At 38.6% G+C, this 19,239-nt stretch carries 22 protein-coding genes; 6 read left to right on the top strand and 16 right to left on the bottom strand.

Annotated features, from left to right (window positions below):
- Window positions 1–12: 12 nt before the first annotated feature.
- On the bottom strand, window positions 13–495 hold the full coding sequence (rplJ, locus tag METBO_RS01935; protein WP_013643982.1) for a 50S ribosomal protein L16: 483 nt from the start codon (window positions 493–495) through the stop codon (window positions 13–15).
- Between the two features lie 129 nt (window positions 496–624).
- On the opposite strand from rplJ, the gene METBO_RS01930 reads away from it, so the two are divergent.
- On the top strand, window positions 625–1,410 hold the full coding sequence (locus tag METBO_RS01930; RefSeq protein WP_013643981.1) for an ATP-binding protein: 786 nt from the start codon (window positions 625–627) through the stop codon (window positions 1,408–1,410).
- A gap of 15 nt (window positions 1,411–1,425) precedes the next feature.
- Entirely contained in the window at window positions 1,426–1,659 is a 234-nt protein-coding gene (locus METBO_RS01925; protein ID WP_013643980.1) for a KEOPS complex subunit Pcc1, read from the top strand.
- 216 nt (window positions 1,660–1,875) lie between these two features.
- Here the strand turns inward: METBO_RS01925 and METBO_RS01920 are convergent, their stop codons facing one another.
- Together METBO_RS01920 and METBO_RS01915 are read right to left on the bottom strand one after the other, a co-directional pair.
- Window positions 1,876–2,655 (bottom strand): peptidylprolyl isomerase, encoded by a 780-nt coding sequence (locus tag METBO_RS01920; RefSeq protein ID WP_013643978.1) that lies wholly within the window; start codon window positions 2,653–2,655, stop codon window positions 1,876–1,878.
- Entirely contained in the window at window positions 2,646–3,743 is a 1,098-nt protein-coding gene (locus tag METBO_RS01915) for a nucleotidyltransferase family protein (protein ID WP_013643977.1), read from the bottom strand. Before METBO_RS01915 ends, METBO_RS01920 begins: the two co-directional genes overlap by 10 nt.
- Before the next feature lie 115 nt (window positions 3,744–3,858).
- Here METBO_RS01915 and METBO_RS01910 point away from each other — a divergent pair, with 115 nt between their 5' ends.
- Both METBO_RS01910 and METBO_RS01905 read left to right on the top strand, forming a co-directional pair.
- On the top strand, window positions 3,859–5,148 hold the full coding sequence (locus METBO_RS01910) for a dihydroorotase (protein WP_320406857.1): 1,290 nt from the start codon (window positions 3,859–3,861) through the stop codon (window positions 5,146–5,148).
- A gap of 222 nt (window positions 5,149–5,370) precedes the next feature.
- Window positions 5,371–5,550, top strand: a complete 180-nt coding sequence (locus METBO_RS01905) for a CooT family nickel-binding protein (RefSeq protein ID WP_013643975.1) — start codon at window positions 5,371–5,373, stop codon at window positions 5,548–5,550.
- A gap of 144 nt (window positions 5,551–5,694) precedes the next feature.
- Here METBO_RS01905 and METBO_RS01900 read toward each other — a convergent pair whose 3' ends face one another.
- Genes METBO_RS01900 through METBO_RS01885 form a run of 4 tightly spaced genes read right to left on the bottom strand, consistent with a single transcriptional unit; the run spans window position 5,695 to window position 9,736 of the window.
- Complete coding sequence (locus tag METBO_RS01900) at window positions 5,695–6,933, bottom strand: 4Fe-4S binding protein (protein WP_013643974.1); 1,239 nt, start codon at window positions 6,931–6,933, stop codon at window positions 5,695–5,697.
- A gap of 14 nt (window positions 6,934–6,947) precedes the next feature.
- Window positions 6,948–8,360, bottom strand: a complete 1,413-nt coding sequence (gene mvhA, locus METBO_RS01895; protein ID WP_013643973.1) for a F420-non-reducing hydrogenase subunit MvhA — start codon at window positions 8,358–8,360, stop codon at window positions 6,948–6,950.
- Entirely contained in the window at window positions 8,361–9,290 is a 930-nt protein-coding gene (locus METBO_RS01890) for an NADH-quinone oxidoreductase subunit B family protein (RefSeq protein WP_013643972.1), read from the bottom strand.
- A 17-nt stretch (window positions 9,291–9,307) separates the two neighbouring features.
- Window positions 9,308–9,736: a hydrogenase iron-sulfur subunit gene (locus METBO_RS01885; RefSeq protein ID WP_013643971.1), complete on the bottom strand. Its 429-nt coding sequence runs from the start codon at window positions 9,734–9,736 to the stop codon at window positions 9,308–9,310.
- Between the two features lie 500 nt (window positions 9,737–10,236).
- On the opposite strand from METBO_RS01885, the gene sufC reads away from it, so the two are divergent.
- Together sufC and METBO_RS01875 are read left to right on the top strand one after the other, a co-directional pair.
- The gene (sufC, locus tag METBO_RS01880) at window positions 10,237–11,004 is read left to right on the top strand and encodes a Fe-S cluster assembly ATPase SufC (protein WP_048186497.1); all 768 of its coding nucleotides are present in this window, start codon (window positions 10,237–10,239) and stop codon (window positions 11,002–11,004) included.
- Window positions 10,986–12,206 (top strand): SufB/SufD family protein, encoded by a 1,221-nt coding sequence (locus METBO_RS01875; RefSeq protein ID WP_013643969.1) that lies wholly within the window; start codon window positions 10,986–10,988, stop codon window positions 12,204–12,206. The genes sufC and METBO_RS01875 overlap by 19 nt, the downstream gene beginning before the upstream one ends.
- Window positions 12,207–12,503: 297 nt before the next feature.
- On the opposite strand, the gene METBO_RS01870 is transcribed toward METBO_RS01875, so the two are convergent.
- From METBO_RS01870 to mtrB, 9 genes are all read right to left on the bottom strand, one after another.
- The gene (locus METBO_RS01870; protein ID WP_013643968.1) at window positions 12,504–12,776 is read right to left on the bottom strand and encodes a PRC-barrel domain-containing protein; all 273 of its coding nucleotides are present in this window, start codon (window positions 12,774–12,776) and stop codon (window positions 12,504–12,506) included.
- A gap of 9 nt (window positions 12,777–12,785) precedes the next feature.
- Entirely contained in the window at window positions 12,786–13,448 is a 663-nt protein-coding gene (locus METBO_RS01865; protein WP_013643967.1) for an NTP transferase domain-containing protein, read from the bottom strand.
- A complete protein-coding gene (locus METBO_RS01860; protein ID WP_013643966.1) occupies window positions 13,409–14,875 on the bottom strand; it encodes a methanogenesis marker 14 protein in 1,467 nt (488 codons plus the stop codon). Before METBO_RS01860 ends, METBO_RS01865 begins: the two co-directional genes overlap by 40 nt.
- Window positions 14,876–15,043: 168 nt before the next feature.
- Window positions 15,044–16,417: a DASS family sodium-coupled anion symporter gene (locus METBO_RS01855; protein ID WP_394294929.1), complete on the bottom strand. Its 1,374-nt coding sequence runs from the start codon at window positions 16,415–16,417 to the stop codon at window positions 15,044–15,046.
- Window positions 16,418–16,776: 359 nt separating this feature from the next.
- Window positions 16,777–17,709, bottom strand: a complete 933-nt coding sequence (mtrH, locus tag METBO_RS01850; RefSeq protein WP_013643964.1) for a tetrahydromethanopterin S-methyltransferase subunit H — start codon at window positions 17,707–17,709, stop codon at window positions 16,777–16,779.
- 18 nt (window positions 17,710–17,727) lie between these two features.
- Window positions 17,728–17,982: a tetrahydromethanopterin S-methyltransferase subunit MtrG gene (gene mtrG / locus METBO_RS01845; protein WP_048186313.1), complete on the bottom strand. Its 255-nt coding sequence runs from the start codon at window positions 17,980–17,982 to the stop codon at window positions 17,728–17,730.
- Window positions 17,979–18,182: a tetrahydromethanopterin S-methyltransferase subunit F gene (mtrF, locus tag METBO_RS01840; protein WP_013643962.1), complete on the bottom strand. Its 204-nt coding sequence runs from the start codon at window positions 18,180–18,182 to the stop codon at window positions 17,979–17,981. Before mtrF ends, mtrG begins: the two co-directional genes overlap by 4 nt.
- 13 nt (window positions 18,183–18,195) lie before the next feature.
- Complete coding sequence (gene mtrA / locus METBO_RS01835; RefSeq protein ID WP_013643961.1) at window positions 18,196–18,915, bottom strand: tetrahydromethanopterin S-methyltransferase subunit A; 720 nt, start codon at window positions 18,913–18,915, stop codon at window positions 18,196–18,198.
- An 11-nt stretch (window positions 18,916–18,926) separates the two neighbouring features.
- Window positions 18,927–19,232, bottom strand: a complete 306-nt coding sequence (gene mtrB, locus METBO_RS01830; RefSeq protein ID WP_013643960.1) for a tetrahydromethanopterin S-methyltransferase subunit MtrB — start codon at window positions 19,230–19,232, stop codon at window positions 18,927–18,929.
- Between the last annotated feature and the right edge of the window lie 7 nt (window positions 19,233–19,239).

The following is a 19,239-nucleotide window of genomic DNA, read 5'->3' as shown; positions in this document are numbered from 1 at the left end:
TCTTTATTTTTTTTATTTAACTAAATCTGCGCCTTCTTCCACTTCAATCCTACATGTTACCGGGAACTTCATTGCTGCTCTTCTTAAAGCTTCCTTAGCATCATTGAAGTTTCTCTTATTGGTAAATACTGTTAAAACCTTTTGATTTGGTTTAACTATAGCAACAGAACTTACTGGCTTACCAAATGCTTTTCTCATACCGTCCTGAACCCTGTCAGCACCTGCACCAGTTGCCATAGGGTTTTCTCTAACTATATGATGAGGGTATACCCTTATCTTAAGATGGTAACCCATCCTACCTGCTTTCCTCTGCATGTACCTGTTTGAAGCTATCCTTGCTGCTTCAAGTGCGTTGTGAGATAAATGTGCATGTTCTTTAACTGCTAGTGTGACTTTTAAAGGGAAATCCCCTGATAAGTTTCCCATATCATATTGAACAATTCTTGAACCGGGAATTTTTCTAATGTAATCTTTTCTAGTGTATGCTCTAACCATTAATAATCCTCCTTTTTAGAAACTTTAGTCTATAACTATAATAAACGTTGCCCTATAATATACCCATAACATGGTAACTCCATATTTCCATTAAAAAACATCGAAGATATCAATCAATAGGATCGTGATATGATGAAAATTGCAGTAACTGGAAAAGGAGGGGTTGGAAAAACAACCCTTTCGGGCACACTGGCATGTTTATTGTCACAGACTTATAAAGTATTCGCTATCGATGCAGACCCCGATATGAACCTGGCAAGTAGCTTGGGTATTCATGAAAAAATAACTCCAATATCCAGTATGAAAGAGCTTATCCAGGAGAGAACTGGAGCAACACCAGGATCATCCTTTGGTGAAGTTTTCAGGATGAACCCAAAGATATCTGACCTTCCAGAATCATTATCAATTAACTACGATGAAGCTGGCAGATTGAAGATTTTAGTCATGGGGACTGTGGATAAGGGAGGAGATGGTTGTGTCTGCCCTGCATCAGTACTTTTAAAGGCATTAATGCGTAATTTAATCCTTAAAAAGGATGAAATGGTCATTTTGGATATGGAAGCCGGTGTGGAACACTTGGGAAGAAAAACTGCCGAAGCAGTGGATATCATGATCATCTTAGTTGAACCTGGTCTAAAATCACTTGAAACAGCCGAAAGAATAAAGAGACTTGCCAATGACATAGGAATCAAAAAAATAGCAGCTGTGGTAAACAAAGTTTCAAGCCCTGAAGAAGAAATTTTTGTAAAAAATAAACTTAATGGACTCGAAATTAATGTTTTAGGAACCATACCCCGAGATAATAGGGTTGTTGAGGCAGATATGGAAGGAAAAGCCCTGGTGGACTATCCTGATTCAAAGGCCTTGGCTTCCATAGGGAATATTGCTTCGAAAATTGTTGAAATGGATAAATAAAGTTAGGGATTAACCATGAAGATAACAGCCAAGATCGAGTTCAGATACATCAACCCAGAATACGCTGAGGCAGCATACGAATCACTCCACCCCGACAATGTGGGTTATATCGAGTCTTATGTTGAAAATGAATCTATGATCTGCTGTATTGAGGGTGATTCTGTTGGACGTTTGCTTGCAACTGCAGACGATCTGATTTTCTGCGAAACCATGGTTGAAAAAATTGCTGAACTAACTAAAAAACCGTAATTTTTAAAGGAACCTTAATGATCAACCTTAAAACCATTCTCGTAGGTTTTGGATTCTTTCTAGCAGTTCTAGTCTATGTAATACATAAATTTAGAATTAAATCAGCCAATAAAAAAAGAACAGAAAAAATAAAAAAGCGTAAAAAAAAGAAAATTAATCAAAGAAAGTAAATAAAAATGATTTCAACAAAATAATATCATTGAAATAAATTTAAATCTATTCCTTTTTATCTTCGTCTGTTAGAACTTCTTCGGCTACTTCTTCTGCTACTACTTCTTCAGCAGCTTCTTCAACCTTTTTCTCAAAAACATCTACAAATTCAACTTTTTCAATGTTTTCAATGTTTTCCCAGATGTCTCTGGAAATTCTGAACCTAGCAAATGTGACGTCCATGTAAGGTTGTTTATCAAACTTAGCCATTTCATCCATTGCAATCCTCACAACACCATCTTCAATCTGGATATCGTGTTTGTCTGAATCAAGGTTAGGTGCCTTGTAATGGAGTTCGATCATGCTTTTAACCTTTTCAACATCATCTTCAATGACATCTTCCACTTTAATATCATATACAAGGTTTTTACCAGCGAGTTCATGGTTGAAGTCAACAGTGACCCTTCCACCGCTGATGCTTCTTATGATTCCAGTGGTTCCCTCTGAGGATATTGCCATTCCAACTTCAGGTTTCATTCCCTGTTTCCTGAATTCTGACATTGGAATTAGCTGCATTAATTTAGGATCTCTCATTCCAAATCCGTTTTCAGGTGCTATTTCCACTGTTTTCTCTTCACCTTCTTCCATTCCAACTAATGCTTCGTCAAGACCTTTTAAAACATGTCCGCCATTAACAACTATTGGTATTGGTCCGTAAGATTTATTTTCTACATGAATTCCTGCTTCTTTAGCTGCAGTCTCGTCAGTTGTGTCAAATACGTCCCCTGTTTCCTGAATTTTAGCTGTGTAGCCTATCTTAACAAAATCTCCTTCTTTCACTGCCATAACTCTAGCCTCCTGTGTGGTATTCTTTTTCGAAATTCATTTAGAACTTCTTCATTTTTATATTTCAGTACCCGTATTACAGATGGGTATCTGTCTATATACTTATGTATATCTTCCTTAAAAATACCAGCCTCAAGTGCTGATAAAACCCTGTTTTTATGGTGTCTGCTGAAACCTCTAGAAATTGATTTTTCTAGTTCTAAAACTGTTTTAAACGGTCTGTTTTCAATTAGGGACATCAATGTTCTTTCATCCATCATTGTTAACGATCTGAGTTCATTGATATTGCTGTTGTTCACCCTGTCCAGTATTCCATTATAATTTCTGAGCTGGTCCATGGGTGCCCTACCATACTCAATTTCCCTTTCTAAAATTCTCATGGTTTCAGTGGGGAGCATAGTTTCAACGGCATGCAGATCACCATCTCCAACATTTTCCCTTATTTTTGTGCCACTAACCCCTTCTAAGCGTTTTATAAATATGAATTTGTTTTTAAAATCAAAATTTATTTTGTTTAATGATTTGGAAAGGGATACTATCACGTAGTTGTCTTCGTCTAACTTGCCTTGATAGAGAACATCTTTGGTTTCCATGTCCACTATTTTGTAGGGTTTAGGTGCCACACCAAAGCCATTTGATATCCTGTTTAATATGGTTTGAAAACCATCAAATGGCCTGTATCCTCTTGGAATGTAATCTGCATCCAATGCTTTGAATGTGGCTGCAAGACACATGGAATACTGTCCAGAACCCATAATACCCATTGGAGGACCTTCCACAACAATATCTGCACCCACAGAAACAGCTGTATCAGCACGTGCCTCTCGGGTCATGATATAAGGATTTCCCCTTCCATTTCTCTCAAAAAGTCCAGGAACAATGGCAACAAATATTCCTTCTGGAACCTGCTTTTTGGCTTGTTCCATACAGTACCTATGGCCCAAGTGCATGGGTGAATACTCAGTAAAATCTGCAATTATCTTCACATCAGATTTAACATCACCGTAGGAAGGTTGTTTATTTAGGTCTCCTTTGAAGAGTTTTTCATCCCTCTTGAAAATTTTAGTTATCAATTCAGCTTCAACCAATTAATTACCCCAAACATTTTATTTACATTCTACGATATCTAGAACATAATTAATAGTTCACTCTACAAAACATATAAAACTCTTTAAAATAAGGATTCATGATACAATGTTGGACATGTGCATAGTAAATTGTAGGCTAAACCCATCAGATCAGGAATGTTCCATAGGCATTGAAAATGGGAAAATTGTTTCGATACAACGGTTACCATCTGTAGCTGATGAAATTGTTGATTTGAATGGAAAAATAATATTACCTGGATTGATAGATGTCCATGTTCATATGAGGGACCCTGGACTTACTTACAAGGAAAATTTCAAAACAGGAACAGAATCTGCTGCTGCAGGAGGTTTTACAACTGTCCTGGACATGCCCAATACAAAACCTCCCACCAACACAGCTCATGATTTTAAAAATAAGTTAAAAATAGCAGGATCAAAATCAATTGTTGATTTCGGACTTCACGCAGGTACTGCTAATCCTGAAGAGATTCCAGGTTTAGGAGATCTTAATCCTGCATCCTTTAAAGTGTTCATGGATCTCCATGATGACGAATTTTTAATGAATCTATTTTCAGAAATTTCTGATCTCAATCAATCAGGGACCCATGATCATCTAGTTTCTATCCATGCAGAGGATCAGGAGATCGTGAAAAAGTACACAACTATGAAATCATCTGAAACTAGGAGTGATTCCATGGTGTATGCAGATGCAAGACCACCACTTGCAGAAGATGTGGCTGTTTCTAAGGCAATAATGATGGCCAAAGAATTTAATTTAAAGGTCCATATTTGTCATGCAAGTACTGAAACGTCTTTGAATTCAATACAAAATGCCAAAACAGAAGGCTGTAATATAAGTAGTGAAGTAACACCCCATCATCTGTTTTTAGATTCGAGTTACCTTAAGAAATTTGCCAATTTTGCCAAAACCAACCCTCCCCTCAGGAGTGATTCAAAGAAGATAAGACTCAAAGATCTTCCAATAACAGATATTGTGGGCACTGATCATGCCCCACACACCATTGCAGAAAAGGAAAAAAATGTCTGGAACGCCCCTCCAGGAATTCCTGGACTTGAAACTGCACTTCCATTACTGTTAAACCAGATCAATCTGGGAAATATTTCTTTCAATGAAATCAGGAGACTCCTATGTGAAAATCCTGCAGAAAGGTTTAAAATTAAGAATAAAGGACATATAAAGACAGGGATGGATGCTGATTTCGTTGTGGTGGATATGAAAAAAGAGTGGATCATCGATTCTGATAATTTCTATTCAATGGCACATTATTCTCCTTTCGATGGAATGAAAGTTACAGGAGTTCCAATAATGACGATTTTAAGGGGTGAAATCATAATGAAAGACTCCGAAGTATTCAAGGCCATTGGAAACCATGTCTACAGTTGAAAAATTTTCTACAGAAGATTTTTTTACTACTATCTAGATAATTAAAGTTAATTTAATTTCTTAAATTTGTCCTATTAATTATATTTCAAAATTATTATTGTTGGATTATGATTTAAATAGGTATATTTACTTCTTTGCAACAGTTTAACTAAAACAATTTCATTAAACAGTAAATTGATAAAGCTCGGAAGATAATATGTAGATACAAGAAGGTGGTAGAAAATGTGTGAATCAACTGTGTACTCAACTGAAAATTCAATGATAATGGAAGATGTGTTGAACATTAAAATTGATGGCAATAAAATTTATCTCACTGACATATTGGGCATGAAAAAAGAGTTGTCTGGAGTGATTGTTGAAATTGATCTTGATAAACATGGAATATACATCAAACTCAATTAATTTTCTTTTTTTGATGATAAAATATTTTTTTTAATTAGATCCTTGTTCTTAAAATTAGATTAGAATAGTTAGGTTTCAAGTATTAATGAAATGCTTTAAAAAAAAATGGTTGGTGGATTTAAATCCACCATTCAAACAAATTAATTACTTCATTGATAGTGCGTCCTTAGGACATGGTTCTATACACTGGTCACAGAGTATACAGTAACCCTTGAGAGGTACTTTTTCTCCAGTGAGTTTCAGCATATTGTATGGACATACATCCACACAGTCACCACATTCTGTGCACTTGTCTGGGCTAAATGAGATCCTGTTTCGTTTAACGACTTTGCCGTCTATTACTTTGTCAATCTCAGATATGGTTAGAGCTCCTTCAGGACATGCTGTGGTACAAGCACCGCAACGTGTACACATTGCAAATGATGGTTCTGCACCTGTTTTAGCATCTCCAGGAACTTCCATTCCAGTGTTGGTAACTACCCTTATTGCGTCAGTTGGGCATATTCTTGCACATGCTCCAATATGATCACATTTGGATTCGTCCCATACTATACCCTCTTCTGATGCAGGTTTGGAAGGACCTAATTCAACTTCAAGATCTATAGCATCTACAGGACACAGTTTTTCACATAATCCGCACGCTGTACAGACTTCTGGAAGGGTAACTGATAATGTAGATGGTTTAGGTTCTATAAAGTCACCAGGACATTCTTCAACACAGAGATTGCACCCTATACAGGTGTTCTCATCCACTTCAAATTTGAGCATGTTCTTGGAACGTTTTTCTGGTTTCTTGCCTGAAATGTAAACTGCATTCCATGGACAGGTCTGTGAACAGACACCACATTTTATACAGGTTTCTTCATCAATGGCAATACTTCCACCAATTTCGTCGAGTGTGATTGCGTCTACTGGACATTCATCCACACACATTCCACAACCTACACAGTCGACGATGGCTATAGGTCCGCTGATGTCAATATCAGTATGTTTAGGTTCTTTGACACCTTCAACTCCTATGACTTCAACTGGGCATATGTCAACACATCTCTGACACATGACACAGTATCCTTCAAGTGGAATCTTGCTTACTTTACCTTCATCGAGTTTCAGTACTTGTGGTGGGCAAACATCAATACAGTCACCGCATTTATCACAAAGGGCGGGGTTGTAAGCTACACGAGCTTGTGCAACTCCGTTTTCACCAACAGTAATTTCTTCGGTTTTCAATGCACCTTTTGGGCATATATCCACACATTTAGGTGCGCCTCCACAGACATCACAGAATATCACATCTTCGGGTGAAACTTCTATGGCTGCTGTAGGACATGCACCCTGGCATGCGCCGCATCTGATGCAGTCTTCCTTGTTGACTACTATCATTTTATCACCTGCGGTTATACCTTGTTTATGAGGTGTCCTTGACCGTCGTACACTTCAACTGTTGCGAGTTTCATGTTTGAGTCGATTGTGTGAGTTGCACAGGATAGACATGGATCGTATGCTCTTATTACCATTTCCATGAGGTTGAATATTTTATCATCTACTTCAACTCCAGGTTTTATGTAATCTTTAGCAACTTTCTGTATACCCATTTCCATGGCAGGGTTGTTCTGGATTGTTGCAACCACAATGTTTGCTTTGGTTACGAGTCCATCTTCATCTGTCTGGTAGTGGTGGGTTAATGTACCCCTTGCTGCTTCAACTATACCCACACCTTCTCCAGCCTGTCTTTCGATAGGTCCAGGGAATTTTTCACCGGATAAATCTCCTTCAAGAGCATCTGCAGCCATTTCTGCAGCTGCTATGAGTTCGATTAATCTTGCCCAGTGGAAGAGTAGTGGTTGTTGAGCGTATCCAAAGGTTTCTTTGAACTCTTTGAATGCATCCTGTGCTATTGGTGATGGCATTTTGTCAGCCACGTTTAGCCTGGATAGAGGAGCAACTCTGTAGATACCTTCTGGGTATCCTAAGTCTTTGATGTATGGGAATTTGAGCCATGAGTAAGGTTTAACTTTCTCAGCCATATAGTCAAGGTAGTTTTCGCTTCCAAATTCAGCGTATATTTTACCTTCCTTGTCTTTCATCCTGACATCACCGTTGTAAACATCCCAAACACCCTTGTTAACTAAACCGGTGTGGTAAGTTTCAACAGCTCCTAAGGTTTCAACTAATTCTAGGTTTTCTTCGAAGATTGGTTTTGCAAGGTCAAAGGTTGCCTGTGCAAGTTCCACGTTTCTCTGAGCCTTCTTGAGAAGGTCTGCCTGAGTTTCAGCATCAAGTTCTGTTGAGATACCACCTGGGGTGGATGATGTTGGGTGAATGGACCTTCCACCAGTTGCTTTGACTATGTCTAAAGCGTTTTTCCTCAGTTCAATTGCCTGAAGTGCAACGTCTGGTGCGTCTTTAATGATCTGGAAGACGTTTCTTGTTTTACGATCTTTACCTGCTATGAAATCAGGTGCTGCTAAGAAGTAGAAGTGAAGTGCGTGGGAGTGCATGAATGAACCCCAGTTCATCAATTCCCTCATTTTGTAAGCAGCTGGTAAAATTTCGTCGTCTTTGAATCCGTAACACTGGTCTGATGCTTTAGCAGCTGCCAGGTGGTGCTGCACATCACAGATACCACAGATTCTTGGTACTATCCTAGGAACCTCTTCAACTGGTCTTCCTTGGAGGAATTTTTCAAATCCTCTGAATTCCATAACGTGAAGTCTGGTTTCCTCAACATTTCCTGCATCATCGAGATGCACTGTTATCTTTGCGTGACCTTCAATCCTTGTCACTGGTTCCATTGTTAACTTAACCATTTATTTTCCCTCCTTTTGCACCTTCATTGGTATTAATGCAGCTGGGAGTGTGTATGTGTAAAATGTACCCACAATATCATCTAACTGGTCAGCAACTTCTTCTGGGTCAACTGTTTTATCATGTTCAACACCGAAGTCTGAACCAATTGCACTTATCATCTTTGCACCTTGGTCAGTAACCTTTGCTGTTGGTCCGTAACATCCTCTACAAGGAATGCCTATTGATGGACATTCTGCTCCGCATAAAGATGTTGTTGATGGGCCCATACATACGAGTCCCTGTGGAACTAAGCACAGTTCTTCATCTGGTCTACCAAGTTCAAACTGCCTGATGATTTTGTCCATAGCCATTCCTTCCGGTGGTTTTTCCCTTGGACAAACTTCGCAGAGGTTTGTTGTAGGTAGTGAAACAGCTTCTCCTGTTAAAAGAGCAACTAATGCTTCAGCTAAAACATCAGACCTTGTTGGGCATCCTGGTATGGATAGATCAACATCTATTACGTCTGATAGTGGTCTTACTCTGCTTTCGAGGTGTGGTATATCTTCATTTGGGATGATACCTTCTTCGTTGTATGTACTTGCAGAGTTTACGTAAGCTTCCTGTGCAAGTTCATCGGCTGTGTGTAGGTTTCCGAGTCCTGGTATTCCACCATAAACTGCACAAACACCGTAAGCTATGACGAATTTTGCTTTTTTCCTTAGCATTTCGGCAAGTTCACGGTTTTCGTCGTTTCGGATTCCACCTTCAATAATTAGAACATCCAGGTCATCTGGTACTTCATCGTATTTAACATCCATGAGTACAGGACTGAATTCGAAGTCTGCTAATCCCATCACGTCGATTATAGCTTCGTGTATATCTGCAATGGACAAGTGACAACCGGAACATCCAGCCAACCACATAGTCCCTATTTTTGGTTTATCTGCCATATTCTTCAATCCTCCGCTTATGCTTCAACTGATAGTTGTTCTTTGAGTGGGGATTTTCCCAGACCCTTTATACGGTTAACCATCATTGTAACAGTATTTGCGAATTTTTCTCCTTCTGAAGCAGAAATCCAGTCGTGGTAAATTCTTTCCCTTCCAATTCCTAGGTCTTCTGCTAATTTGTAAATTAATCTCATTCTTCTGTCTAATTTGTAGTTTCCTGCATCGTAGTGACAGTCACCATGGTGACATCCAGCTACAATAACACCGTCTGCTCCCTCACGGAATGCTTTAAAAACAAACTGTGGTTCTATACGTCCAGAGCACATAACTCTGATTACACGTACGTTTGGAGGATATTGCATCCTTGCAGTACCAGCAGTGTCTGCTCCACCATAGGAGCACCAGTTACAACAAAACATAACGATCTTTACATCATCCTCAGCCATAGAGTTTCCTCCTGATTTATCAATGTACCGTCAAGTTCACCATTTTCTGGTGACTTATTAATGTACATTATATGGATAGCAAAATAGTTATTATAAAGGTTACTCCAAGAACGATTCCGAAAGGCATATATATAAGAATATGATTCCCAAGTTTAGTATTATCATATCATTTTTTTAAGACTAAATCCTCTAAATTTACATTTAATTGTTAAATGGAATATTATAATTGATTTTTAACAATTAATATAAGGAAATATTCATTTAAAATAGATTTAAAGTTCAATTATGAAATTTAATATTTGGCACAAATTCACTTAAATATCCATATTTAACCTTGTTATATGCCTATTTGTTTAAATCAAAATTAAGTTGTTAATAACTTAACGCTGTTAATTATAGGGATATTTAGTCATTTTTAAATAAAATCAGTTATAGAAATTGACTCAATTGTATTTAAAAATACAATAAATTAAAAAAATAAAAATAAGTTGGTGGTTACACTGCTGCTTGAAATAACAGATCTCGCTGTAGAAGTTAATGGAAAAGAAATACTAAAGGATATTGATTTGTATATCGATAAAGGAGAAACTCATGTACTGCTTGGACCAAATGGAAGTGGAAAAAGTACGCTCTTTATGTCACTGCTTGGGTTTCCCAAGTACAACATAACAAGGGGAGAAATACTCTTCAAAGACCAAGATATAACCCACATGACAACAACTGAAAGAATAGAACTGGGATTGGGAGTTAGTTTTCAAAACCCCCCTGCAATTCGAGGAGTCAAACTTAAAGACTTGTTGAATATTGAAACCAGTAAAAAAGGAAAAAGTCCAATGGGTCAAGAACTCAGTCCAGAAACCCTGGCACTTGCTGACAAACTGAAATTAAATGATCAGTTCCTTGAAAGGGATGTTAACCTTGGTTTCTCAGGCGGAGAGGTTAAAAGATCCGAAATTCTTCAACTGTTGGCACAGCAACCAGATTTTATAATGTTCGACGAACCTGATTCAGGTGTTGACATTGAAAATGTTGAGCTACTGGCAGAAGAGATTAATGTACTGTTGGATAAGGATAAGAAGCCAGGTCTACGTGAAAAATCGGGCCTTTTAATCACACATTTAGGTTACATACTAAACTTCGTAGGTGCGAACACTGCCCATGTTCTCATGGACGGTAAAATAGCTTGTTCAGGAGATCCAAACGAAATATTAGAAGATATCAGGAAGGAAGGATTTAAAGGGTGTGTGGAATGTTGCAAAATACAATAGAACGTGCAGAAAAAGCTAAGAAGAAAAAAGCAGCCCTTGGTGAAGACATTGACATTGAAGAGTTCGAAGGTGAGGAAGCTGGAGAACACGAAGAAGTGGAATCCCTAAGGGATCTGCCTGGGAAGTACCAGAAATCTCTACTTAAAGTCGGTGTAGATCCATCTGAAACAGGAAGAGCTGGCTCATTCCTACAGATCGATCAGTCGAAAGTGTGCAGTAATTGCGAATCAGAAAATATTGAACTCATGGGACTTCCACAGGCTCTGGATAAATATGATTGGGTTAAAGATTACATGTGGAATGCAGTTCCTGTTGACACAGATAAGTACACTGCAAAAACTGCTTTAGGAGAACCTGGAGGGTACTTCATAAGATCGCTTCCAAACACCAAGGAAGTATTTCCAATACAGGCTTGCATGTTTATTGGGGATGAGAAAGTTGCTCAAACAGCACACAACATAATTATTGCAGAAGAGAACTCCGAACTTCATATCATCACAGGATGCTCAACTGGCAGTGATGTACAGTCAGCCATGCATGTTGGAGTTTCAGAATTTTATCTGAAAAAGGGTGCCAAGATAACCTTCACAATGGTGCATAATTGGGCTGAGCAGGTTGAAGTTAGACCAAGAACTGGTGTTATATTAAGCGATGATACAACCTACATAAGTAACTACATTTTAACTAGTCCAGTTAACACCATACAGACATACCCAACAGCATACTGTCAGGGAGAAAACTCAAAGGTAGTATTTCAGTCAATTCTCGGAGGTCAAAAAGACTCCATTTTAGACACTGGTTCCAGAGCAATTCTCACAGGCAAAAATTCAAGTGCTGAAATGATCACAAGAGCAGTTTCAAAAGATGAATCCCAAATATACACAAGGGGCCATCTTGCAGGTAAATCACCCGATGTGAAGGGACATTTAGAATGTATGGGTCTTGTTCTTTCCGATGATTCATTGATCTATTCTGTTCCTGAACTTGAAGGAAGTGCCACAGATCTTGAACTGTCACACGAAGCAGCTGTGGGTAAAATTGCTGAAGAAGAAGTTTTATACCTGATGTCCAGGGGGCTCACAGAGGAAGAAGCCGCATCAATGATAGTCAAGGGATTTTTAAGCATGGACATTGCAGGACTTCCACCAGAATTAGCTGCTGAAACACAACGAATGATAGATCTGAGCATTCAAGGAATGTAAAACAATAATTCAGGTACAACTCACCTGACCATTATTTTTTTTTAAAATTATACGATGATGCTGTAATGGATGTTCTTTTTTATATAAGCCTAACTTTCTTTTGAAAAATGAAAATTTAGACCGGACCAAGCTCCATGAGATTAAATATAACAGATAGTCACAATAATAATCATAATTCTAGGGATTTAATCTTTAAAATAGTATCAAAATTATAATGAAGGATAATTGAGAGAAAAATGATAGTTATGACTCTTCATTCAAATGTTCAATTAATGAAAATGGAAAAAATGTTTGGGTTTACTCTGAAATGATTATGAATTCACCCACTTTCTCGACCTTTCCAAAGGGTACTAATAAGTTATCTCCCTTTTTCTTAGCTCCCTTGATATGAACATTTCTGCCCTTCTCAACTTTTATTACCACATCGGTAATTTTTCCAGTTTTTCCGTTTATAACTAGTTCTTCGAGTTCGCCCAGTATTCTTGCGTTGTTAGTTGCTACTTGGTAACCTTTGATCTCACTCCAGACCTTTTCTTCCCCTTTTATAAGTTTTCTCTCTTCAACAACCATTGCTATCACCTATGTTTTTATCCCAATGTTACTCAAGACTTCCTCTAAAACTACTATGTCCTCACAGCTATTAATATTTACGGCCAGTTCAATTTTCCTTAGCTTGAGTACTTCCTCATCTTGTTGCTTGTTGTTACTTCTTAATATATTTAATCCCGACGGAACCACATCATCTAACACAATACTGGGCTTCAAGCCATATTCTTGGAAAATGTCCTCTGGAACTGCCACACACATGGCAGGTTTTGGAGAATTGTTATAAGCAGCTATAACTTCGTCAATAATATCAGCATTAATTAAAGGCAGGTCCGATGTGGTGGTTAAAATTGTTTCATCATCATCAGAGTAGCATTTTTGAATTACGTACTGTAAATCTTCCACATATCCATTTCCAGGTGTTTCAACCACTTTAAATCCCCAATTGCCCACAACTTTTGCAGTTTCAGGTGTATTTGCACTGGTTGCAATGATAATATCCTTAATATTCTTAGATCCCTTGAGTGCCTTCAACACATGTAGTATCAGGGGTTTTTTGAAAACTTCTTTGAGTGGTTTTTCAGAGTCTCCCTCCATTCTTGTGCCTTTGCCACCTGCCATCACAATAGCTTTAACCATATAATCACACCATTTTCTTATTTCTTCTGTAATTTCCTTCTGGGTCCCAGTATACATGGTCCTCCTTGTGAGCCACCAACTGGTTTGGTAGGAGTTCCCAATGAATTCATACATCTTGCCATCATTGCTGAACCCATTGCAAGGGCATCAGATACAAAAATTGTTTCTTTGAAGTAATCCTTTGAAAAATCGAGTATTAATTCCGGTTTTTTGCCGGTGATTCCTGCTCTTCCTGTGACCCCAAGCATGGACCCCTCTTCTATAACTCCTTCTTCAAATGCTTCTTCTATCAATCTTTTTACCACGTTTGTACTGACATGATCCAGAGTTGCGAATAATGTGTGTATTCCTGATGTTTCAAATATTTCATGACCTAACTTGACTAAGGTTGGAATTTCATCCCCATCTTTACCTACATCACAACCAATGAGGGTGGTTCCAGCTTCGTAGGCTGCCTTTGGATCAACTGGCACAGTACCAAAACGTTCCCTGTTCTCTGGTACCTTTCTAATATCTACATGTTCATGGATTTCTGTTGCATATTTGGCTGCAGCTTTCCAGTCTGCTCCTTTAATAATTCCCTTCTCATAAAGATCAAGGGCAGCACCTCCCCTCTTATCAACCTTTTCTGTTCCACGGATGATGGAATCTGATATGGCACCTGCGAGTCCACAGAAGTTTCCTATGGTTCGAGCATATGGTTTGTCGTTGTTGGTTATTCTACCTGCCAGTGTTGTTCCAAAGTCCATTGATACACATGGATTTCTGAAGTCTACATTGGTCCAGTTCGATGCAACTTTAATACCAGCTGTTACAAGTTCACCCTCCATTTCGTTTGCAACGACTACTCTGCCTGTTGGCGGTAGCACGCCCACTACTGCCCCATCGAACATTACCTGATCAAGGTAGGATTCTTCTTGAAGATCCTTCCTAAGGTTGTCCTTGGACATTGCAGGAGCCATCTTTCTTGGTGGTATTCCAGCTTCTAGACAACCCTTTGCAAGGGCTATGATCAATTCACCTACTTCATCTGGAGTTGCAAATCCTGCTGTAACCCCTGTTGATCTAACAACAAAATCAAGATCCTCTTCAACATCCACATGCGCCTTTTTAAGAGATTCTAATATGGTGTCCCTAACCATTTCAGAAACAGATTCTTTGGTGAGTTCCACTTCCCACACTGTTTCTCCAAATACTTTTTCTCCCTCTTTTGGAGGTCTTATGTCCCTTGTCATTTTAACTGTTTTATCAAGGAGGTAAGTTTTGCTGGTTGTGAGGTTGGTGGCTGTTAATATGCATTTGGTTGTAGTGTTACCTAATTCAACTGATGCTACAACGTAGTAGATATCCCTCTTCATATTGAGTCCGGAACCCGCAGTTTTTTTCATAAAAGGTGTGGATTTAATTGTTTCAGTGTAAATATAATGACTCTTTGCAAATATGGGTTTTGAACCTCTACCAAATAAATTACCTAACAATGACATAAAATCTCCTCCTAAAAACAATTGACAAATTGTTAAACACTATAAAATAGGCGTGTTCTAATCTTAGTTCATTGAGATGGAATATAAATTTTTTGAAAATGTACCTAGAACATTTTCATAAAAAAGTAAAAAAAGGAGAAATATTAAAAATTTCGCAAACGATTTGTTTTATCCCAAGAACGGTTGTGCAATGGTTAGCATTATCACGACAGTTAGTATGATGCCTATTACAACCATTGGAATTCCAGCTTTTAGTATTTCCTTGATCTTCACAAATCCAGTACCGTAAGCCATTGCAACTGTAGGGTCAGCCATTGGGAACATGAATGAAAGCGAACATGCAATAGCAACAGGAACTGCGTAGACACCTATAGGTTGACCTTGAGCAGCTGCTAAGGTAACTGATAACGGCACTAAAATAGCAGACAACGCAATGTTCGACATGACTTGTGTGAAAATTACACCTATGATCATGAGAAGCAACATGATAGACACTGTTGAAACGTTGTTACCCATCAAGGTTACTAGATCATTAATCAACCATGCTGCAGCTCCGGTATTTAGTAGTGCTGCTCCAAGGGAAAGTGCTCCTCCAAAGAAGATGATTAATCCCCAATCTACATTTTCCTGGGCATCCTTCCAATCAACAACACCAGTTATGAAGTACAGTGCAGCACCTATCAAAGCAACTGAGTAGCTGTCAATACCTGTGATACCCGTTGTTACCCAGAGACCAATGGTGAAGAACAGAATAACTGCTGTGATCTTCTCAGTCCTACTAATGGAACCCATAGCACTCAAAGTCTTGTTCAGTGTTTCATGTCCACCAATGATACCTTTCACTTCTGGTGGGAAAATCCAGCTCAACAATTTCCAAGTTACGAAGAGCATTATAATTGATAATGGTATACCAAATATCATCCATTGTACAAATGGAAGATGTGTGTATGCTGCGGCCATCAGGTTGGGAGCAGTACCAATTTCTGTACCAAATCCACCTGCAAGGGAACCGTATGAAGCACCTAAAATCATTGCTTTGGCAAAGTTACTGTTGCCCTTTTCAGCGTCATTAACACCGAACAATGGAACAATTTCCTTAATAATAGGAAGCAACATTGCAAAAGCAACCACATTTTCGATCCAAGCAGATAAAAGCCCTGTGGAAAATACAGCAGCAAAAATACTCATACTCGGAGTTGTACCCACCTTCTTCAGCATAAAATAAGTAAATCTTTTTGCAAGTCCACTCTTACGAATGGCCTCTGCAAGAATGAACCCTCCAATCATCAAGAAGATGATGGGATTGGCAAAACCAATAACAGCATTATTAAAACTCTCAATACCTAAAATTGGCTGTAAAAACAATAAAATCAAAGAAGTAACAGCCAAATGCTGAGCCTCACTAGCCCACATAATAATCGCAAACGCTAAAAGAGCGAGAGCAGCATGACCAGAATAACTCAACCCATCACCTAAAGGAATGATCATAACTAAAAAAAAGGCAACGATAGCTAGAGGCATTCCTAAAGTCTTAAAACTCAAATTCGTCTTACATCCCTCCCACAATTTATATTAAACTTATTAATATTTTTTTATTAAAAAACTATAATTTAAACAACATTTTTTTGTTAAAGTAAATTACTGTTTTTGTATATTAAACATCTAATCAGTTTCTGTTATTACCATATTATATTTAAACTTTCTTGTTAACTGAATAATACATTATATCCATATAATGACACGTATAAGTAACAAAAAGTAAAAATAACAGCGTTATAGATAGTTTACAGATGACTTTGAAATTTATGGGTGTTGAACAAGGTCTATAATTAAAATGACGTTATATTGAATTTAAAAAAAAATAAGAAAGTTGGCGACATTGTCGCCATTACAAACTGCAATTATAACAGTTTGTTGAATGGGTGGGTTTCTATTGGCTCGGTACCTATATCTTTAGCAGCTTCTGCCATGAACATATCGGTCATTGCAACTGCTGTAAATGCCATTTTGGCGTTTTCTATAGGTCCCATGAGGACAAAGTCTCCTCCAGCTGCTACTTGCAGTAGGTTGGAGCCTATGTCACTAACAGGCCATACTTCTCTGTTTTCCTTTTTGTAGCCTCTTAACCAGTCCCATGCAGATGGCACGTTGTGGATTCCACTACCTACTGGGTATCCCCATTTGCTTTTAACAGCAAAGGAAGTCCTTAATGCAGGACCTGCACCTTGTCCTAATGGTGTAACTGCTACATCCATGAATGGTTTGTCTATTCCACAGTCAGCTGCCATGTCAAGCAGACCTTTGTCTAATACACTTCCACCATTGTCCCAGATGTTGATTTTACCTTCTACTCCTGCTTCCATTGGGTTGAACCCAAGAACAATGGAAGAGGTAATATCACATTCAGTAAGAACTTTAAGTTCTTCTTCATCAGCAGACATGTTCAGGGAGTTGTATATACCCCTGTCAGCTAAACCAGTTTCTGTAACATATTTTGCTCCAGCCATCCTGGCTTCTCCGGATGTTGAGTCAATGAAGAAAGGTGCGTCTGTTGTGTCTCCGACAAATTCCAGATATTTTACTAAAGCTTCTGGTGTTGCACCAAAAGTGTGTACAATATGTGGGTTTCCGGTTACGTCCGCCATTTCTTCCTGCATTTTTATTAAACCTTCAGCTTTATCTTTGTCGAAGGTTCCTGCTTTTTCATCACTAATAATCTTGTGTCCACCGTAGAAGATGGTTCCTGCTAAAACAGTTGGGTATTCACCTGGCTGTCCACCTACTTTGAGGCCAGCAACATCTAATACAACCTGTTCTTTGTCAAATCTAAACATACTTAAATCCTCCTATAATTAGACTCCACCAAATGTTGATAGGATAGCTCCTATTTTAACAACTTTGAAAGCCACAAATAAAATTATAAGACCAATCATGATACCGTATAAGATACCAATGTCTCTTCCTATTTGTTGACCCATTTTCTGAGAGATCTCACCGTGGTTGAACTCTACTTTTTCTTCAATGTCATCTAATCTCTCGTTAGCTTTGTTGTACTCATCTGCAGAGACAATGACACGTGGTATAACGTTATCTTTTGCCATACTTATGCCCCCACCATTGTTTTGTAAATTACTGGTAGACCCACAAGGAGAAGTGCAAATATGAATCCCACTGCCATACCATAAACTCTGGTAGTAATGAGTCCTGCAAATAACCTTTGATCCCTACCAATTAATCCGGTACGATATTTGATATCTTTTACAGTACTTTTTATGCCTCTAACATTAGGTTTGTTTGATAATATCATTTAAAAACCCCCGTTATTTTAGCAATAGTATTGTTCCAAGAGTCAATATGAAAGCTAGACCAACGACAATTCCCTGTACTTTTCCTGCGTACATTCCTGCGAATTGCCTCTGGATGGAACCTACAGCTTTAACTTCACTCTGAATGGTACGCATCCTAGCTTCTATTAAGGCTGTTTCGGGAGCTACTGGACGAACTTCTTCGCCTTCTTCCTCTTCGCCTTCCTCTTCAATCTCTATTACCATTGCTTCTTCTTCAATTGCTCCGGGATCTTTTTCGATGCACTCTTTGACTTTTGCCTGGATCGCTGCTGCGTCCTCGACATCGATCAGATCTACTATTTCGAATTGGGATCTGAATCTGTCCAATCCTGCGTCAGGTACGTTTTCGATGTATGGTATAGCACCAGGGGCACCTACAATACTTCTTTTTTCAGGATCTACACCATTTTCATGGAGTGCCTTAATACTCTCACCTGTAATATGTCCCTGAACCTCAGCTCCGCATAATATTAGGAATCTTAGGTTTGGATTGGATATTAAGTTTGAGATCATCTTTTCTATTCCGAGGTTTTCGGTTTTGCATGGTCCTGCAATTGCAGCTCCTGCATCCACAGGAATTTGTTCGTTGTGAGAAGCAAGAGTAGCAACAGCTACAGGACTCTCTGGATCGCCGGTTACGTAGTCACCGTTTATTACAGGCCATCCTTCTGCGGGTGATTTTTTATCAGCCAATTTAACACCTCCTATAATAATATGGCAACCAGCAGTACTAGCCCAAGTACGAATCCATATACCATGTTGGTTAATTTACCAGCTGTGGCGTAAACTCCTTCCCTTCCAGGGTAGGCACCAGGTGATACTGTGGATGGATCTAGGGCGCTAGCTATATCGTCCGCTGCAGCCTCTAATTCTGTTATTTGCTCGTTTATATCGTCCATGGATAAAATTAGGACTTCTCTACCTAGAGATGCTCCAATTATACCAGTTGAAGGATCTAGTGTTAGGTTGAGTTCAGGAGCTACTTTTACTAAAGGTAACATTTCTACCATTTTGCTT

It is taken from the genome of Methanobacterium lacus (assembly GCF_000191585.1).
Taxonomy (GTDB): Archaea; Methanobacteriota; Methanobacteria; order Methanobacteriales; family Methanobacteriaceae; genus Methanobacterium_B; species Methanobacterium_B lacus.
This window is presented reverse-complemented; position numbering and strand designations above follow the sequence as displayed.

Coding starts and splice junctions, on each gene's coding strand:
- rplJ (WP_013643982.1), bottom strand. CDS start 495: ATGGTTAGAGCATACACTAGAAAAGATTACATTAGAAAAATTCCCGGT.
- METBO_RS01930 (WP_013643981.1), top strand. CDS start 625: ATGATGAAAATTGCAGTAACTGGAAAAGGAGGGGTTGGAAAAACAACC.
- METBO_RS01925 (WP_013643980.1), top strand. CDS start 1,426: ATGAAGATAACAGCCAAGATCGAGTTCAGATACATCAACCCAGAATAC.
- METBO_RS01920 (WP_013643978.1), bottom strand. CDS start 2,655: ATGGCAGTGAAAGAAGGAGATTTTGTTAAGATAGGCTACACAGCTAAA.
- METBO_RS01910 (WP_320406857.1), top strand. CDS start 3,859: ATGTGCATAGTAAATTGTAGGCTAAACCCATCAGATCAGGAATGTTCC.
- METBO_RS01905 (WP_013643975.1), top strand. CDS start 5,371: ATGTGTGAATCAACTGTGTACTCAACTGAAAATTCAATGATAATGGAA.
- METBO_RS01900 (WP_013643974.1), bottom strand. CDS start 6,933: ATGATAGTAGTCAACAAGGAAGACTGCATCAGATGCGGCGCATGCCAG.
- mvhA (WP_013643973.1), bottom strand. CDS start 8,360: ATGGTTAAGTTAACAATGGAACCAGTGACAAGGATTGAAGGTCACGCA.
- METBO_RS01890 (WP_013643972.1), bottom strand. CDS start 9,290: ATGGCAGATAAACCAAAAATAGGGACTATGTGGTTGGCTGGATGTTCC.
- METBO_RS01885 (WP_013643971.1), bottom strand. CDS start 9,736: ATGGCTGAGGATGATGTAAAGATCGTTATGTTTTGTTGTAACTGGTGC.
- METBO_RS01875 (WP_013643969.1), top strand. CDS start 10,986: ATGTTGCAAAATACAATAGAACGTGCAGAAAAAGCTAAGAAGAAAAAA.
- METBO_RS01870 (WP_013643968.1), bottom strand. CDS start 12,776: ATGGTTGTTGAAGAGAGAAAACTTATAAAAGGGGAAGAAAAGGTCTGG.
- METBO_RS01865 (WP_013643967.1), bottom strand. CDS start 13,448: ATGTATACTGGGACCCAGAAGGAAATTACAGAAGAAATAAGAAAATGG.
- METBO_RS01860 (WP_013643966.1), bottom strand. CDS start 14,875: ATGTCATTGTTAGGTAATTTATTTGGTAGAGGTTCAAAACCCATATTT.
- mtrH (WP_013643964.1), bottom strand. CDS start 17,709: ATGTTTAGATTTGACAAAGAACAGGTTGTATTAGATGTTGCTGGCCTC.
- mtrF (WP_013643962.1), bottom strand. CDS start 18,182: ATGATATTATCAAACAAACCTAATGTTAGAGGCATAAAAAGTACTGTA.
- mtrB (WP_013643960.1), bottom strand. CDS start 19,232: ATGGTAGAAATGTTACCTTTAGTAAAAGTAGCTCCTGAACTCAACCTA.